This window comes from Aeromonas sp. FDAARGOS 1406 (assembly GCF_019048565.1).
Lineage (GTDB): Bacteria > Pseudomonadota > Gammaproteobacteria > Enterobacterales > Aeromonadaceae > Aeromonas > Aeromonas caviae.
Genome location: NZ_CP077378.1, coordinates 3,886,659 through 3,902,804, shown reverse-complemented (window position 1 = coordinate 3,902,804; position 16,146 = coordinate 3,886,659). Strand labels below are relative to the sequence as shown.

12 protein-coding genes and 2 pseudogenes are annotated in these 16,146 nt (G+C 64.9%); 11 read left to right on the top strand and 3 right to left on the bottom strand.

The window, feature by feature from the left end:
• Positions 1 to 71: 71 nt before the first annotated feature.
• Positions 72 to 2,195, top strand: a complete 2,124-nt coding sequence (locus I6L36_RS18490) for an alpha-amylase (RefSeq protein ID WP_216986774.1) — start codon at positions 72 to 74, stop codon at positions 2,193 to 2,195.
• 63 nt (positions 2,196 to 2,258) lie between these two features.
• On the opposite strand, the gene I6L36_RS18485 is transcribed toward I6L36_RS18490, so the two are convergent.
• The gene (locus I6L36_RS18485; protein WP_151028455.1) at positions 2,259 to 2,885 is read right to left on the bottom strand and encodes a glutathione S-transferase; all 627 of its coding nucleotides are present in this window, start codon (positions 2,883 to 2,885) and stop codon (positions 2,259 to 2,261) included.
• Between the two features lie 158 nt (positions 2,886 to 3,043).
• Here I6L36_RS18485 and I6L36_RS18480 point away from each other — a divergent pair, with 158 nt between their 5' ends.
• From I6L36_RS18480 to I6L36_RS18455, 6 genes and pseudogenes are all read left to right on the top strand, one after another.
• On the top strand, positions 3,044 to 3,688 hold the full coding sequence (locus I6L36_RS18480; RefSeq protein ID WP_216986773.1) for a response regulator transcription factor: 645 nt from the start codon (positions 3,044 to 3,046) through the stop codon (positions 3,686 to 3,688).
• Between the two features lie 30 nt (positions 3,689 to 3,718).
• Positions 3,719 to 3,796 (top strand): annotated as a pseudogene (locus I6L36_RS22305) (DNA-binding response regulator); the annotation flags it as partial.
• 33 nt (positions 3,797 to 3,829) lie between these two features.
• Positions 3,830 to 3,910, top strand: a pseudogene (locus I6L36_RS18470) (DNA-binding response regulator); the annotation flags it as partial.
• A gap of 159 nt (positions 3,911 to 4,069) precedes the next feature.
• The gene (locus I6L36_RS18465; RefSeq protein WP_103857907.1) at positions 4,070 to 4,651 is read left to right on the top strand and encodes a TetR/AcrR family transcriptional regulator; all 582 of its coding nucleotides are present in this window, start codon (positions 4,070 to 4,072) and stop codon (positions 4,649 to 4,651) included.
• Positions 4,652 to 4,723: 72 nt separating this feature from the next.
• Positions 4,724 to 5,581 carry an alpha/beta hydrolase gene (locus tag I6L36_RS18460; protein ID WP_216986772.1) on the top strand — a complete coding sequence of 286 codons (858 nt, stop codon included), beginning with the start codon at positions 4,724 to 4,726 and terminating at the stop codon, positions 5,579 to 5,581.
• 117 nt (positions 5,582 to 5,698) lie between these two features.
• Positions 5,699 to 6,859: a patatin-like phospholipase family protein gene (locus I6L36_RS18455; protein WP_042864253.1), complete on the top strand. Its 1,161-nt coding sequence runs from the start codon at positions 5,699 to 5,701 to the stop codon at positions 6,857 to 6,859.
• A gap of 27 nt (positions 6,860 to 6,886) precedes the next feature.
• On the opposite strand, the gene I6L36_RS18450 is transcribed toward I6L36_RS18455, so the two are convergent.
• Positions 6,887 to 8,839 (bottom strand): monovalent cation:proton antiporter family protein, encoded by a 1,953-nt coding sequence (locus I6L36_RS18450; RefSeq protein WP_216986771.1) that lies wholly within the window; start codon positions 8,837 to 8,839, stop codon positions 6,887 to 6,889.
• 187 nt (positions 8,840 to 9,026) lie between these two features.
• Here I6L36_RS18450 and I6L36_RS18445 point away from each other — a divergent pair, with 187 nt between their 5' ends.
• Positions 9,027 to 9,953, top strand: a complete 927-nt coding sequence (locus tag I6L36_RS18445; RefSeq protein WP_216986770.1) for a GGDEF domain-containing protein — start codon at positions 9,027 to 9,029, stop codon at positions 9,951 to 9,953.
• A gap of 42 nt (positions 9,954 to 9,995) precedes the next feature.
• Here I6L36_RS18445 and tilS read toward each other — a convergent pair whose 3' ends face one another.
• The gene (tilS, locus tag I6L36_RS18440; protein WP_216986769.1) at positions 9,996 to 11,330 is read right to left on the bottom strand and encodes a tRNA lysidine(34) synthetase TilS; all 1,335 of its coding nucleotides are present in this window, start codon (positions 11,328 to 11,330) and stop codon (positions 9,996 to 9,998) included.
• 129 nt (positions 11,331 to 11,459) lie between these two features.
• Here tilS and I6L36_RS18435 point away from each other — a divergent pair, with 129 nt between their 5' ends.
• The 3 genes from I6L36_RS18435 (at position 11,460) to I6L36_RS18425 (ending at position 16,116) form a co-directional block, all read left to right on the top strand.
• Complete coding sequence (locus I6L36_RS18435) at positions 11,460 to 13,490, top strand: M13 family metallopeptidase (protein ID WP_041214694.1); 2,031 nt, start codon at positions 11,460 to 11,462, stop codon at positions 13,488 to 13,490.
• A 112-nt stretch (positions 13,491 to 13,602) separates the two neighbouring features.
• On the top strand, positions 13,603 to 14,040 hold the full coding sequence (locus I6L36_RS18430; protein WP_010673427.1) for a PliI family lysozyme inhibitor of I-type lysozyme: 438 nt from the start codon (positions 13,603 to 13,605) through the stop codon (positions 14,038 to 14,040).
• 348 nt (positions 14,041 to 14,388) lie between these two features.
• Entirely contained in the window at positions 14,389 to 16,116 is a 1,728-nt protein-coding gene (locus I6L36_RS18425) for an ABC-F family ATP-binding cassette domain-containing protein (protein ID WP_216986768.1), read from the top strand.
• The last annotated feature ends 30 nt before the right edge of the window (positions 16,117 to 16,146 follow it).

The following is a 16,146-nucleotide window of genomic DNA, read 5'->3' as shown; positions in this document are numbered from 1 at the left end:
CTGCCCCAGCGCGCCCTAGAATGAGTGCCTCAACGGATCCTGCTCCTCACACTCTGCTCAAGGAATGGCTTATGCGTCTCTCTTCGCGCCCCGCTCTTCGCCCATCACCCCTGTGGCTGGCCGTGCTCGCCACACCGCTGTTCATCGGTCAGGCGATGGCCGCCCCCGAGGTCTATCTCCATGTGGATGGCAAACCGGTAGCCGAGGCGCTGACGCTGGACAAGGGCACCGTCACCCTGACCCACAGACTGGACAAGGGGAGCCACCAGATCCGCATCAGCGATGCGGGCAACAGCTGCGGCACCAGCTTCGGGCCAACCGAGGCCAAGCCCCTTCCCTTCGGCACCGCCCAGCCCATGGACAAGTGCAGCAAGGGGACAGACTTCAATCTGAGGGTGATGCTGGCGGGGGACTACGAGTTCACCTTCAACCCCGATACCCCCAGCCTCAAGGTGTTGCGGGCAACCAAAAAGAGCGAGTTCAAACGCCAGCCCCCGGAAGAGCCCTGCATCAGCTGGGATGGCGGCCCGGTCACGACATCACTCAAGGGCGTCTGGCCCGACGGCACACGGTTGCGGGATGCCTACTCGGGACAGGAAGCCGTGGTCAAGGGCGGCAAGATCACCCTGACACCGAGCAAGGAGAGTGGCGGCCTGCTGCTGCTCGAGCCGGTCAAGGCCGCCAAGCCTGCTCCCTTCAGCTGGGATCAGGCGAGCGTCTATTTTCTGCTGACCGACCGCTTCCACAACGGCGATCCTGCCAATGATCACAGCTTCGGTCGTCAGAAGGATGGTCAGGACGAAGTGGCCACCTGGCATGGCGGTGACTTCAAGGGGCTGACCGAGAAGCTCGACTACATCAAGCAACTCGGCATCAACGCCATCTGGATCACCCCCATGGTGGAACAGGTCCACGGCTTCATCGGCGGTGGCGAACAGGGGAACTTCCCCTTCTACGCCTACCACGGCTACTGGGCGCTCGACTTCACCAAGATAGATCCCAACTACGGCGACGAAGAGAGCCTGAAAACCCTGGTGGACGAGGCCCACAAGCGCGGCATGCGGATCATCCTCGACGTGGTGATGAACCACGCAGGCTACGCCACCCTCGCCGACTTGCAGGATCTGGGGCTCACCGATCTCACCCAGAACACCGGCAAGCTGCCGAGTCGCTGGAACGAATGGCGCCCAAGCGGCGGCCTCAACTGGCATGGCTACAACCAGTTCATCGACTACCAGTCATCCCACTGGGACAAGTGGTGGGGCCCTGACTGGGTGCGGGCCGGCCTGCCCGGCTACCCGCAACCCGGCACCGACGACGTCACCGGCTCGGTGGCGGGACTGCCGGACTTCCTGACCGAATCCACCAGATCGGTGGGGCTACCACCGCTGCTCGCTGCCAAAAAAGACACCAGGGCCAAGGCCCTGCCCAACGCTACCGTGAGCGATTACCTCATTGCCTGGCACACCGACTGGGTGCGCCGCTTCGGCATCGACGGCTTCCGTGCCGACACCGTCAAGCACCTGGAGCCCGCGGTCTGGGCCAGGCTCAAGCAGGCGGGCACCGACGCGCTCATGGAGTGGAAGGCCGCCAACCCGGGCAAGGCCCTCGATGACCTTCCCTTCTACATGGTGGGCGAGGTGTGGGATCACGGGGTCGCCAAGGACTTCTGGTACCAGCACGGCTTCGATTCCCTGATCAACTTCGACTACCAGCGTGAATTCGCCCTGCCCCAGGCCCAGTGCATGGCGGGGGCAGAGCCCACCTATGCGAGCTATGCCAGCCGCATCAACCAGGATCCCGAGTTCAACGTGCTGAGCTACATCAGCTCCCACGACACCAAGCTCTTCTTCGGCGACTACCAGGACGTGGCGCTGCAACGGCGGGTGGCCAACAGCTTCATGCTGCTGCCGGGGGGCATCCAGATCTACTATGGCGACGAGTCCGGCCGGGGGCTGGCCAAGGATGGCGGCGTGTTCGATCAGAGCGTGCGCTCGGACATGAACTGGCAGGAGCTGGTGAGTGGCGAGAAGGCAGAGCTGGTCAAGCACTGGCAACGGCTCGGCCAGTTCCGTGCCGCCCACCCTGCCATCGCGGCGGGCAGCCACAAGAAGATTTCCGATGTCCCCTACGGCTTCGTGCGGGAGAAAGGAGAAGACAAAGTGGTCGTGGTCTTCGCGGGTCGGCAGAAATAGCCACCTGGCCTGAATAAAAAGGGGAGCCGATGGCTCCCCTTTTTTGTCTTGCCGATGCCCGCATCAATCAGACTGGCGGGCCGCCTTTGGCCACTGCAACCTCGCCTTGAGCAGGGTTTCCTGCCACAGGGGCCAGGCCAGCAAGGCCTGCTGATAGGCGCCAGCCTGACCGGGCAGCGAAATGCCATAGCTTGCCAGTCGATAGGCCATCACCGCATAGAAGGCATCCAGAATGCTCGCCTCGTCGAAATAGAAGGGCCCCCGCGCCTGGGACCAGAGGGTCTGCAACCGGGCCAGCTCGTCGATGACCTCCACCGGCGGTTCACTCTGGGTGGGCGCCCCTAGGAAGAAGGGCAGCAGGGTGCGGATCTGGCGAAAACCGGCGTGCAGCTCGGCGCACAGGCTGCGGGCCAGGGCCCGTTCGGCCTTGTCCACCGGATAAAGGTGACGCTCCGGGCAGCACTCGTGGAGATATTCGGCGATGGCCAGAGAGTCGTGAATACGCAGCTCACCGTCGTCGAGCCAGGGCACCAGGCCGGCAGGGGCCGTGCGCTTGAGCCGTTGCAGCTCCTTGGCATCTTCCAGATCGAAGACCTGCTCCTGCCACTTGAGCCCGCTCATGGCCAGCACCAGCGCCGTTCTCATTGCCCAGGTGGAGCCCGTGCCCACCGTCAAAACCAGGGATCCCATCGATTGCCTCCTGCATGGGTTGTTTACTGGCCATCCCGCCGGCCCCGTGGCACGACATCCGATGACCACCTCACATTTGCGTACTGGCGGGTTTGACCCACTTGGGTAGCAGTGCTAGTTTGATTTTTCAAAACAATCGGTTAGCAACAATGTGAGCTATGGACAGCCAATTTACCATCGTCATCGCAGATGACCACCCCCTGTTTCGGGGCGCCCTCTATCAAGCGGTGCACATGGCCATCGACGACGCCAGATTGCTGGAGGCTGACTCCATCGAGAGCCTGAGCCACCTGCTCGACGAACATCCCGACGTCGACCTGCTGCTGCTGGATCTCAAGATGCCGGGGGCCAACGGCTTCGAGGGGCTGGCCTATCTGCGCGGACATCACCCGGATCTCCCCATCGTCGTGGTCTCGGCCTCCGAGGATCCCGCCATCATCCAGCAGGTGCTACGCCTGGGCGCGCTCGGCTTCATTCCCAAGTCCGTCCCCATGAAAGAGCTGGTCAGCGCCCTCAATACGGTGATCGGGGGGGACAACTGGGTGCCCGAGGGGATCTCCCTCCATCCCGAGCCCAGCGAAGGGCCCGATTTCGCCACCAAGCTGGCCAGCCTTACCCCCCAGCAATACAAGGTGCTCATCATGTTGCGGGATGGCAGCCTCAACAAACAGATCGCCTGGGAGCTCAACGTCTCCGAGGCGACCATCAAGGCCCATATCACCGCGATTTTCCGCAAACTCGGGGTCAAGAACCGCACCCAGGCGGTCATCGCCCTCCAGCAGATGGATATCAAGGACAGTTGAGCCCCTTGCCACCATCAGAGCCCATATCACTCCGCCTTCCGCAAACTTGGGGTCAAAAACCCCACCCAGGCGGTCATCGCCCTCCAGCAGATGGATATCAAGGACAATTCAGCCCCTTGCCACCATCAGAGCCCATATCACTCCGCCTTCCGCAAACTTGGGGTCAAGAACCGCACCCAGGCGGTCATCGCCCTGCAGCAAATGGGCATCAAGGACGACTGAGCTCGTCCCCGGCTGGCTCGTAACAAGCCAGCCACAACCGCCCCTCAAAAGACTCTCTGGCCCCCCGCGGCAGCCGGAAACAGCCTCCCTGCACCATTTGCGGCTCGACAATTAGCACGGTCGTACTTTATGCTGCCAGCCCAGAGAGAGGAGAGCCGGATGAGCAAGGGACGTCTGACCCGCGACACCATTTTGCAGACTGCATTCGAGCAGGCGAGCCAGCAGGGGCTTGAGAGCCTCACCATAGGCTCCCTCGCAACGGCCTGCGAGATGTCAAAAAGCGGTCTGTTCGCCCACTTCCAGTCCCGCGACAACCTGCAGATCGCCGTGCTCACCCATTCCGCCGAGGTATTTCGGGAGCGGGTGATCCAGCCGGTGCGCCAACAGGGGTACGCCACCCAGCAGGAGAAACTGCTCGCCCTGTTGCAGGCCTGGCTGGCCTGGAACCAGAGTTTTGCCGGCCGCTGCATGTTCCTCGATGCCTGGACCTCCGCCCAGGAGGGTGAGGTCCAGCAGGCGGCACGCGAGCTGGTCCGTTTCTGGCTCGACTACCTGGCACGCCAGGTAGTGCAGGGGCAGGCCAGAGGGGAGTGGCGCAGCGATCTCGATCCCTGGCGCGCCGTCTATCGCCTCTATGGCCTCTATCTCGGGGATCAGGTGTTCCATGCCCTGGGGCTCAGCGAGGATCCGGCCCGCCACTTCTGGCCCGAGGTGGAACAATTGCTGGCAAGCTGGCGCTGACCCGACGGGCTCTTCTTTTTAAAAACCCGCAAAAAAGCACGACCGTTCGCACACAAAAGACACAGGATGACCATGAGCAGCAAGATCTACTTCAACACACGCCGCTTCAGCCCGAGCAAGTTGCTGCTGGGCCTCGGCACCCGCCTGCATCACGTGCTCGCGCCCACCCACGCCAAGCGCACCGCCAGCAAGCTGCTGCTCACCCCGCAGCGGGCGACCCGGGACGTCGCAGCCCCGGCCGGCGTGGTCGAGCAGGCCATCCACACCAGTGAAGGGACCCTGATGAGCTACCGGCTCGGGCAGGGGCCGGTCTGGCTGCTGATGCACGGCTGGTCAGGCAGTGCCAGCCAGTTCTATCCGCTGATGAGCCATATCGCCGCCCAGGGCTATACGGCCCTCGCCTACGATCACCCCGCCCACGGCCGGAGTGAAGGGAACAGGGGCCACCTGCCCCGCTTCGTGCGCGCTTTCGACGAGATCCTCGAGCGGGTCGGCCCCGTCCAGGGCGTCGTCACCCACAGCATGGGGGGCGCCGTCACCCTCAGCAGCCGTCACCCGGCAATCGATGCGCTGCCGCTGCTGCTCATCTCCCCGGTGCTCGACTACGTGCCCCAGCTCTATGGCATGGTGGCGCGCTCCGGCTACTCCATCCGGCTGTTCGATGCGGTGGTCAAGGAGATAGAACACGAATACCAGCACCCGCTCAGCACGGTTGACCCGCTGGGCCGGCTCGCCCGGCGCAGCGGCGCCGCCCTCATCGTGCACGACGAGGAAGACCGCTTCGCCCCCCACCGGGACTCCCTGCGCGCGGCCCAGGATGGCCGCACCCGGCTGGTGAGCACCCGGGGGCTCGGCCATGGCCGTATTCTGGCAAGCCCTCCAGCCTTCGCCGCCTTCGATCAACTGAGCCAGACGCCCTTGGCAAACTGAAAATGAAACGGGCCGCAAAAATTGAGCGTGCGGCCCATTTTTATCCGGTATACAACGTCTTATAGTTGAATTGCGCGGTGGCAACCCGCCCTGGCGATCACGATAAGGCGCACCCTCATGGCCAGACCCAATACTGCTCTTCTGCTGACTGGTGGTGGTGCCCGCGCCGCCTATCAGGTCGGCGCACTCAAGGCGGTGGCCGAACTCTACCCCCGCAACATCGGCATCCCCTTCCCCATTTTGTGCGGCACCTCGGCGGGGGCTCTCAACATCACGGCGCTGGCGTGCTACGCCTCCTGTTTCCATCTGGGGGTGCGCAAGCTGGAGTGGGTCTGGCGACGATTCGAGACCCACCACATCTTCGACTTCCACCCTTGCCAACTGCTGTGGCGCACCCTCTATCAAGGCTCGGCCGGCCTCATCACCCCCCAGAGCAACCGCGCCTTTCACCTGTTTGACAACGCCCCCCTGCGCCGTCTGCTGGATCAGCTCATCGACTATCACCGCATCGATGACAACATCCTCTACGGCAGCCTGGAGGCCATCGCCATCACGGCCTCCGACTACGATGACGGCCTCTCCACCACCTTCTTCCAGGGGCGGGCCGAACATCAGCCCTGGGAGCGCGCCAGACGACGTGGCCTGCGAACCCTGCTCACCTCGGATCATCTGCTGGCTTCGTCGGCGCTGCCCTTTGTCTTTCCCGCCACCCCCATCGGCGATCGCGTCTACGGGGATGGTTCCATCCACCAGCTAAGCCCGCTCAGCCCCGCCATCCACCTGGGGGCGGAGCGGATCCTGCTCGTGACCCTGGACTCCCCTCACAGGGAGAACCCGACGCCCCGCCAGGGGCACCTGACCAGCTCCAACATCGCGAGCCATCTGCTCAACACCGTCTTCTCCGACACCCTCAATTCGGATCTGGAGCGGCTCGGGCGCATCAACCAGACCCTTTCCCTCATTCCGGCACGGGAGCGCAGTCGGCTGAAACTGCGCCAGGTGGAGACCTGCGTGATCCGCCCCAGCCAGGATCTCGACCTCATCGCCCTCGAATACCTCCCACGGTTGCCGACCCAGCTGCGCCGTCTGCTGCGGGTGCTCGGGGTCAACGGCGAAGAGAGCAGCAGCCTGGCCAGCTTCCTGATGTTTGACCCCGGCTATTGCCAGCGGCTCATCAAGCTGGGATACCAGGACGCGCTGGATCACCGCCAGCGCATCGAGGCCTTCCTCGACCTGCCGGGCAGCGGGAGGCAGGAGCAGTTTCGCGAAGAGGCCTGAGGGGCCTTATCCCATGGCAAGGAGATCCTAGCGTCCCTCAAGCAGGCGCTGCTCGGCCTGTTCCATGGCCACGGCCGTGCCGAAAAGCACCAGGGTATCTCCCGCCGCCAGCACCAGCTCGCGCCTGGGATCCAGGCTGCGCTCCCCGCGATGAATCGCCTTGATGCGCACCTCTCCCAGGGCGAGATCCCGTACCCTGTGTCCCACCGCCCAGGCCTGGTCGTGCAGCAGCACGGGATGCAGCCGCTCGAGCAGTTGATCCGTCTCCAGATTGCCCGCACTCTTGCCGCCCCAGTAGAAACCGTGCAGAAAGCGATACTGGCTGCTGCGCTCGTGCTCCATGCGCCGGATCACCCGGCCGATGGGAATGTCGCAGTTGAGCAGCAGGTGGGAGACCAGCATCAGGGCTCCCTCCTGGGATTCGGGGATCACCTCGAAGGCGCCGGCCTGCTTGTAGTGTTCAAGGAAACTGTCATCCCGGGTACGCACCAGCACCTTGATCTCCCCCGCCAGCTCCCGGATCAGCGTCAGCATGGCATCGACCCGCTTGCGATCGTCGAAGGTGATGATCACCAGCCGCGCCCGCAGCAGACCGGCCGCCAGCAGGATGTCGCGCCGACTGGCATCGCCGAACGCCACCTGCTCCCCCGCCAGCTTGGCCTCGCTCACCCGCTCGGGGTCAAGATCCAGGGCCAGGAAGGGGATCTCTTCGAGCTTGAGAAAGCGGGCACAGGTTTGGCCGGTGCGTCCGAACCCGGCGATGATGACGTGCTGGTGTTTGCTCAGGCCCGACTGAGCCACCTCGGCGCGAGAGAGCAGGGTACTGTCGGTGAGGGAGTGGGCAAGCCCCAGCGCCCGCAACACCAGCCAGGGGGTGAGGGCGATGGAGATGACACCGATGCCGATGAGCAGAGAGACCAGCTGGTGATCCAGCAAGCCGTGATGACTCGCCAGCGCCAGCAGCACAAAACCGAACTCCCCGACCTGGCTCAACATGATGCCGGCGGCCATGGCGTCGCGCTTGCGCTCCCCCATCAGGCGGCCCGCCAGCAATATGAGCAGCGACTTGCACAGGATGAGCCCCGTCACACAGGCCAGCACCTGCCACCAGGCGTCCGCCACCAGCGCCCAGTCCATGGTCATGCCGATGGTAATGAAGAAGAGCCCCATCAACACGTCGCGAAACGGCTTGATGTCCACCTCGAGCTGATGACGATAGTGGGACTCCCCCAGCATCATGCCCGCCAGAAAGGCACCGAGCGCCATGGAGAGCCCCATCCACTGGGTCAGGGAGGCCGCCAGCAATGCCACCAGCAGGGCACTCAGTACGAAGAGTTCGTCTGAACGTGCGCGCGCCACCTCGAAAAACAGCATGGGCAGCAGCCACTTCCCCACCGCCAGCAGCACGAAGAGCGCAAACAACCCCTTGAGGGAGGCCCAGGCGACCTCCGCCAGCAGGGCGCTGCCCTGCACCTCGGGCTGGGCCAGGATGGGGATCATCACCAGCAGGGGCACCACGGCGAGATCCTGGAACAGCAGCACGCTCACCCCGAGCTGGGCTCGCCGGGTATGGAGCTGCTTGAGCTCGCCGAGCTGCTTGATCACCACGGCGGTGGAGGAGAGCGCCAGGGTGCCTGACACCACCAGCGCCTGGGCCAGGCTCAGCCCCCACCACCAGCCGAGCCCGAAAAACAGCAGTGAGGTGAGCAGCACCTGCAGGCTGCCGACCCCCAGCACCAGCTTGCGCATGGCGAGCAGACGCGGCAGGGAGAACTCGAGCCCGAGGGAGAACATCAGGAACACGATGCCAAGCTCCCCTATGGTCTGCATCATGGCCTGACCCGTGACGATGGCCACGCCATGGGGGCCGAGCAGCATGCCGGCAAACAGATAGGCAAGGATCACCGGCTGGCCGAGGCGCCGGAAAATGGCCACCAGCACAACGGCGAAGATCAGCAGGATCAACACATCGGCGTACACCCATCCCTCTCCTTCATCTGCCCGGCACTCTCTTCCCTGCAAGCACAGCGCCCGCTCCCCATATGGCACGCCACTCGCTCAGCGGCAGGGATTTCCCCTCCCGTTTCATCCCGTTAAGCCTAGCCAGCCCCCTTGTTTTTCATCGGACATATTTTAGGCACAGGGCTTGCAAGAGCCTGCGCAATGAATGGAGAGGTGTAAGGGCTGTAACGTGGAAAACACATCGTCATTGAACGGCTTCGGACATGGCATAGAGCAGTGGGTACAGCAGATGGAGCGGCTTGCGCCCTTGACCGGGCAGGACCGCTATCAGCAGATAGAGCAGTTGCTGGGGCAACGGGATCTTGACGCCCTGCTGGCAATCTTTGCCGAGCGGGTGGCAAACATTGTCCGGATCCACTCGCTCCAGTTCGACTCTGGCCAGCCCCATCCCCTCATCTCGCACCCGCCCCAGGCCAGGCTGACCCTGCATGCCTATCGCTTCGAGCTGCGGGGACGACACGAGCAGTTGCTCGGCCAGTTGCACTACGAGCTGGAGCACCCCCTGAGCGACGGCCAGAGGCGGTTGCTTGAGCAATATCATCAGCTGTTCAGTCTCACCCTGCCCCTCTATCTGCGGCTGGATCGGCTGGAACAGCAGGTGCGGCTCGACCACCTGACCGGGCTTGGCAATCGCGCCTACTTCGATGAGGCCATCGGCCGGGCGGTGGAGCAACACAGCCGGGAACCCCACGGCCTGGTGTTGGTGCTGCTGGATCTCGACAGATTCAAGCAGGTCAATGACACCTGGGGCCACCCGGTGGGCGACCTGGTGCTAAGCCGCTTCGCCCAGTTGCTGCAGGGGTGCATTCGCGGGACGGATCAGGCGTTTCGCCTCGGCGGGGACGAGTTTGCCCTGCTGCTGCAACCCGCGGACCCCGAGGCCTGGCGCCCGGTCTGGCTGCGGTTGCAACATGTGCTCCACAGCCACAAGGAGCTCAGCGCCTTCTCGGTGGGGTGCAGCCTGGGAGCCGCCAGCTGGCAGTCGGGCATGGATGTGCAGCGCCTCTACGAGACGGCCGATACCCATCTCTACGCCCGCAAGAAAGCCGGGGGCTCCGGCCTGCCCGAATAGGGCATCCCCCTTCCCCTCCCGGCCCCCTGTCACTCTGCGATGTCAATCCGCATCCGGGGTGACGGGGGGCCGCCACTCCCACGCCACGCCCTCTTCTGGCGCCAGAAATCCGTCGCAGATAAAGAGCCCGGCCACCAGTGCCACCTGTTCACCGTAGTAGAGGATGGGAATGCGCCCCCGCTGCCAGGAGGGCACTCCGTACTCTTGCAGCAGCTTCTTGAGCCGCCGGCTGCCCACCCGTCCCACCGGTTTCAGCATGACGCCCGGGGCGACCTGAAAACGCACCGAGAGCGGCTCGTCCCCCCTCGGTGTCCGCAACCCTTCGCCATCCGTTCTCCAGAGCCTGAACTGCCCGAGCCCGTCCGGCAGGGTGAGCGTCTCTTCCATCCCGATGGGCAGCACCTCCTCGCGGGGGGCGAGATCCGGCGCCACCAGGTAGAGGCGCCCCTGATAGCGGCGACACGCCAACCCTTGCAGGCTCAGCCTGGGGTTGGCGTCATCGCGCGCCAGCGCTACCTCCTGCCACAGCAGGCCCAGCAGCTCGCGGGAGGGCATCTCTCCCCCTTGACGGCGGATCCAGTGGCGCAGCAGGTTGTTGCGCCGCACGGGGGAGAGGGAGAGGAGTCCGTCAATGCGCAGCCCTTCTCCCTCACCCACCGCCTGCCAGTCCGCCTCGGCCAGCTCGCCGATGAGCGCCTCCTGCTCGGCGCACAGGGCCATGGTGCGCGCCGTCGTCCGGGCCATGGCGGGCCAGCGGTCCTTGAGCAGGGGGATGATCTGCTGGCGCAGGAAGTTGCGGTCATAGCTCGGGTCCTCGTTGCTCTCATCCTCAACCCAGCCATAAGGAAGTGACTGCGCGGCTTGCGCCAGCTCGGCCCGGCTCATGTCGAGCAAGGGGCGCAACAGATGGCCTGCGGCAAAAGGCTGGCTCGCCACCATGCCCGCCAGCCCGCGCAGACCGGCCCCCCGCTTGAGCGCCAGCAGCAGGGTCTCCAGCTGATCGTCCTGATGGTGAGCGGTGAGCAGCCACTCCCCCTCCCCCAGGTGGGCGGCGAGTCGCTCATAACGCGCCGCCCGCGCCTGGGCCTCCAGGCTCTCCCCGTTGCCCCGGCAGAGCTGCACCCGCTCCACGATGAGGGGCACCGCCAGTTGCCGGCACACCCCTTCGCAGTGAGCCACCCAGTGGTCGGCATGTGGGCTCAGGCCGTGATGAACGTGCAGGGCGTTCAGGGCGAGGCCGTGGGCGCGTGCAAAACGGGCCGCCAGCACCAGCAAGACGGTGGAGTCGAGCCCGCCGCTGAAAGCCACCAGCAGACCGCGGGAACCTTCCGGCGCGGGCAGGGTCTGACAAAAACGAGAATAAATACGAGAAATCATAGGCTTCCCCAATACGACCAGGCCGATCTTAGCAGAGTCGGGCTTATCAAGCGCTAACCCGGCTGCTAGAGTGAATCGCTCCCTGCGTGGGCAAGGAAGCCATATAACCCGAATTGGAATAAAACCATAATGAACAACAAGAAACACATCCTGGCCACCCTCGTCGGGCTGGCCCTGCTGGCCGGTTGCAGTCAGGCACCGAGCCAACCGGACAAACACTCCGGCCTTGCGCTGGCCAACATGGACACCAGCGTCAAGCCTGGTGACGACTTCTTCCGCTACGTGAACGGCCACTGGCTCGCCACGGCCAAGATCCCCGATGACAGGCCCGCCGACGGCGCCTTCTACCTGCTGCGGGACAAATCCCTGGCGGACGTGCGAGTGCTGGTGGAGGGGCTGGATGGCAAAGCCGCCGCCGGCACCCCGGCCCAGCAGATCCACGACCTCTACCAGAGCTATCTGGATCAGGCCGCCCGCAACGCCAAGGGCACCACGCCCCTGCTGCCGATGCTGAGCGAGATAGAGCAGATCAGCACACCGCAGGATCTCGCCCGCGCCTTCGCCCAGAGCGCCCGCACCGGTGGCGGCTCCCCCTTCGGTTTCTGGATAGACGCCGACGCCAAGGCCCCTGACAGCTATGCCGTCTACCTCTACCAGGCCGGCCTCGGCCTGCCGGATCGGGACTACTACCTCAAGCGCGACCCCAACAGCCAGGCGCTGCTGCACAAGTACGAGCAACACATCGCCGCCATGCTGAGCCGCTTCGGTGAGACGGATGCCCAGGCCAAGGCGAAACGCATCCTGGCCCTCGAGACCAGGCTCGCCCAGATCCAGTGGGACAACGTGGCCCTGCGAGACAGAGAGAAGAACTACAACAAGGGACCGGTGAGCGAGCTGGGGCGCCTCGCCCCCGCCATCGACTGGGACGCCTACCTGGCCCAGGCCGGCCTTGCGGGGCAGCAGAGCCTGGTCATCGGCCAGCCCACCTACCTCTCGGCTCTGAACGAGGTGATGCAGCAGACTCCGGTCGCTGACTGGCAGGCCTACCTCAAGTGGCAGCTCATCACCGATTACGCCCCCTACCTCGACAGCCAGACCGATGCCCAGAATTTTGCCTTCTTCGGCACCGCTCTTAGCGGCACGCCCAAGCAGCGCGCCCCCTGGGAGCGGGCCCTCGGGGTACTGGACAACAACCTGGGGGAGGCGGTGGGCAAGCTCTATGTCGAGCGCTACTTCCCGCCAGCGGCCAAGGCCCGTATGGAGCAGCTGGTGGAGAACCTGCGCACCGCCTACGGCCAGAGCATCCAGGAGCTGGACTGGATGTCCCCGGCCACCAAGACACAGGCCCTCGAGAAGCTCGCCAAGTTCAGACCCAAGATCGGCTACCCGGACAAGTGGAAGGACTACAGCGCCATCACCATTCGCCCCGACGATCTGGTGGGCAACCTGCAGCGGGCCCGCGCCTTCGAATACGCCGACAACCTGGCGCGCCTCGGCAAGCCGGTCGATCGGGACGAGTGGCACATGTCACCCCAGACGGTGAACGCCTACTACAACCCGAGCAACAACGAGATCGTCTTCCCGGCCGCCATTTTGCAGCCCCCCTTCTTCGACATGACGGCGGACGATGCGGTCAACTACGGCGCCATCGGCGGGGTGATCGGCCACGAGATGGGCCACGGTTTTGATGATCAGGGGGCCAAATCCGACGGTGACGGCGTGATGCGCGACTGGTGGACGCCGGCGGATCTCAAGGAGTTTCGCTTCCGCACCAGCCGGCTGGTGGCCCAGTACAACCGCTTCGAGCCCATCAAGGGCCAGTACGTCAACGGCCAGTTTACCCTGGGGGAGAACATTGGCGATCTCGGCGGCCTCACCATCGCCCACAAGGCCTACCTGCTCTCCCTGGATGGCAAGGAGGCCCCGGTGCTGGACGGTTTTACCGGCGAGCAGCGCTTCTTCCTCGGCTGGGCCCAGGTGTGGAAGGGCATGTATCGCCCCGAACTGATGCAGATGCTGCTCGCCTCGGATCCCCACTCGCCGCCGGAATACCGGGTCAACGGCGTGGTACCGAACATCCCCGCCTTCTACGAGGCATTCAAGATCCAGCCCGGCGACAAGCTCTATCTGGACCCGGCCAAACGGGTCAAGATATGGTGATGACAACCCGGGCAGGGGGCGGCCGACCAGCGGCCCCCTGCCCGCTTCCGACGTGGCAGGGAAGCGTCCCCTGCCCGTCACAGACACACAAGCAGCAACAAGGGTCCTCTCCATGAAAGCCTTATTCCTTACTCTCGGCCTGCTCACCCTGCCCCTCGCCAGCCAGGCGGCGGATGGCTTCTTCAAGCAGCTGACGCTCCCCTCCGGCCAGGTGGTGACCGTCAGCGAAGGGCGCGGCGAGCCCGCCTCCACCGGCAGCTACGACGTGCGCCTCTACTCCGGCGCCAACCCCCAGTTTCCGCTGGATCAGTTCATCGACGGCAAGGTGCTGCCGCGCGATGGCAGTATCAAGGAGATCAAGTTGCTGGATCTCAACGGCGACAAGCAGCCTGAAGTCATCGTCGTGGTGGAGAGCGCCGGCAGCGGCAGCTACCTGAGCGCCGACGCCCTCACCATCAATCCCCAGGAGGGGCTGGAGAGCTTCAACCACGTGGAGGGGCTGGCCCCCAGTGACGATGTGATTGAGGCCCTCAAGACTCCCCGCGACTGACCCCCCACGCCCCGTATCACGGGGCGTTTTTTACCCCGCACCTCCCGATGCGGTGCCCACGGCCCCCACAGGGCGGATGGACGCCTGTTTTTTTCTGTGCCTATAATCGCCGCACCCTGCCATAACGAAACACAAGGAGGTAAAAAATGGTTATCCAAGCGTGTCCGATGTTCTCGGCTCGCCTGTTCGGCACATTCGCGTGCTCTTGCCTGCATAACATCGCGCTGCGATAGCGGGTTCGAGCAAAGCCGACTCCTTTCCATACCGAGACCTTTCTCGACTCTGCCGTTGTCGCCAGCGCTCCTGATGACAGGGATTTCTCATCCCGCGATTTAAGAGAGCAAGAGCATGACAACCCTGATGAGTACCCATTCCCTGCAGATGAGTGCGGGGCACCTTCCCTTATTTGATCACCTCGAACTCGGCATTCGCGCAGGCGACCGACTCGGCCTGATTGGCGCCAACGGCTGCGGCAAGAGCACATTGCTCGCGCTGCTGGCGGGCGAGCGCACGCCCCAGGCCGGCCGGGTCGTGCAGGCCGCCGCCTGCCGCTGCGAGTTCGTGGCCCAGCAACTGCCCGCCGGGCTTTCCACCCTCAGCACCCGCGCCGTGCTGCTGGATGCACTGGGCAATGACCCCGCCGCCGAATGGCAGGTGGACAAGCTGCTGGCCGAACTGCAGCTGGAGGCCCAGGCCACGTTGCCGGTCAGTGCACTGAGCGGTGGCCAGCACAGCCGGCTGCAGATAGGGCGCGCCCTGCTGCGCCAACCCAACCTGCTGCTGCTCGATGAGCCCAGCAACCACCTGGACTTGCCCGCCCTGCTCTGGCTCGAGCAGTTTCTGCTGGGCTGGCGCGGCGCCTTCGTGCTGGTCTCCCACGACGCTCGCCTGCTGGACAGCGTCACGGATCAGACCCTGATCCTGCGAGACGGCCAGTTGCACCGCTTCGCCCTGCCCTGCAGCCCGGCCAGGGCGGCACTGGCTGCCGAGGATGAGCAGGCCCGCCTGCGCCGGGCAGATGAGCAAAAGGAGATAGACCGCCTGAGCGCCAGCAGCAAGCACCTCGCCATCTGGGGGCGGGAGCATGACAACGAGAAGCTGGTGCGCCAGGCCAAGTCCATGGAAAAGCGCATCGCCCGCCTGCAGGAGGAGCAGAGCCAGGTGGCGGCGCTGGCCCCCTGGCGGCTCGAGCTGCGCGGAGTGAGCCTGCCCGCCGACACCCTGCTGCGGCTGGAGGCCCTCGACGTATCGCCAGCGCCAACATTGCCGCCGCTGCTGCGTGCCGAGGGGCTCTGGCTGCGGGCGGGAGACAGGGTCGCCCTGCTCGGTGCCAACGGCACCGGCAAGTCCTCCCTGCTGCGCCAGTGCTGGCGCGAACTGACCATGCAGAGTCCGCAGGCGGGCTGGTACTGCCACCCCGGCGCCAGCATCGCCTACTACGATCAGTCCCTGCAGCAGCTCTTTGACGACGCCACCCTGAGCGACGCGCTGTACCCCCTGGCCCCTCTGCCTGAGGTGACGCGGCGACAGGCGCTGATCCGGGCGGGCTTCCCCTATGTCCGCCACGGCCAGCAGGTGCACACCCTGAGCGGGGGCGAGCGGGCACGGCTGCTGTTTCTCGCCCTGTCCCTCGGCAGCCACCACATGCTCTGGCTCGACGAACCCACCAATCACCTGGATCTGGCGGGCAAGGAGGAGCTGGCCGATGCCATTGCGGCCTTCCCCGGGGGCGTGCTGCTGGTCTCCCACGACCGGGAGCTGATCGAGCGCAGTTGCAACCGCTTCTGGCTGATACAGGACGGGCGCATCCAGGAGGCTCACAGCGCCGAGCGGGCCTATGCCGAGCTGCTGGGCGATGCCCCCTTGCCGCAGGCGGGCAGCCCGGCTCGATCAGGTGACCCGCAGACCGCGGCCGCCACGGGGGATGACGAAGAGGCGCTACTGGCGCGCTGGTATGAGCTCGATGCCCTGCTCGCCGCCGATCTGGCCCGCAAGCCCAGGCACCAGACCCCGCGCCTGCAGCAGCAGTGGCGTGACGAGCTGGCGCGCCTGGCCGAGCGGCTCGGGTTTGCCTGACGCCAGCCCGGATCATCCATCTCTTGTTAC

What these genes read in the sequence shown, in the direction of transcription:
- I6L36_RS18490 (WP_216986774.1), top strand. Translation starts at nt 72, where the DNA reads ATGCGTCTCTCTTCGCGCCCCGCTCTTCGCCCATCACCCCTGTGGCTG.
- I6L36_RS18485 (WP_151028455.1), bottom strand. Translation starts at nt 2,885, where the DNA reads ATGGGATCCCTGGTTTTGACGGTGGGCACGGGCTCCACCTGGGCAATG.
- I6L36_RS18480 (WP_216986773.1), top strand. Translation starts at nt 3,044, where the DNA reads ATGGACAGCCAATTTACCATCGTCATCGCAGATGACCACCCCCTGTTT.
- I6L36_RS18465 (WP_103857907.1), top strand. Translation starts at nt 4,070, where the DNA reads ATGAGCAAGGGACGTCTGACCCGCGACACCATTTTGCAGACTGCATTC.
- I6L36_RS18460 (WP_216986772.1), top strand. Translation starts at nt 4,724, where the DNA reads ATGAGCAGCAAGATCTACTTCAACACACGCCGCTTCAGCCCGAGCAAG.
- I6L36_RS18455 (WP_042864253.1), top strand. Translation starts at nt 5,699, where the DNA reads ATGGCCAGACCCAATACTGCTCTTCTGCTGACTGGTGGTGGTGCCCGC.
- I6L36_RS18445 (WP_216986770.1), top strand. Translation starts at nt 9,027, where the DNA reads ATGGAGAGGTGTAAGGGCTGTAACGTGGAAAACACATCGTCATTGAAC.
- tilS (WP_216986769.1), bottom strand. Translation starts at nt 11,330, where the DNA reads ATGATTTCTCGTATTTATTCTCGTTTTTGTCAGACCCTGCCCGCGCCG.
- I6L36_RS18435 (WP_041214694.1), top strand. Translation starts at nt 11,460, where the DNA reads ATGAACAACAAGAAACACATCCTGGCCACCCTCGTCGGGCTGGCCCTG.
- I6L36_RS18430 (WP_010673427.1), top strand. Translation starts at nt 13,603, where the DNA reads ATGAAAGCCTTATTCCTTACTCTCGGCCTGCTCACCCTGCCCCTCGCC.
- I6L36_RS18425 (WP_216986768.1), top strand. Translation starts at nt 14,389, where the DNA reads ATGACAACCCTGATGAGTACCCATTCCCTGCAGATGAGTGCGGGGCAC.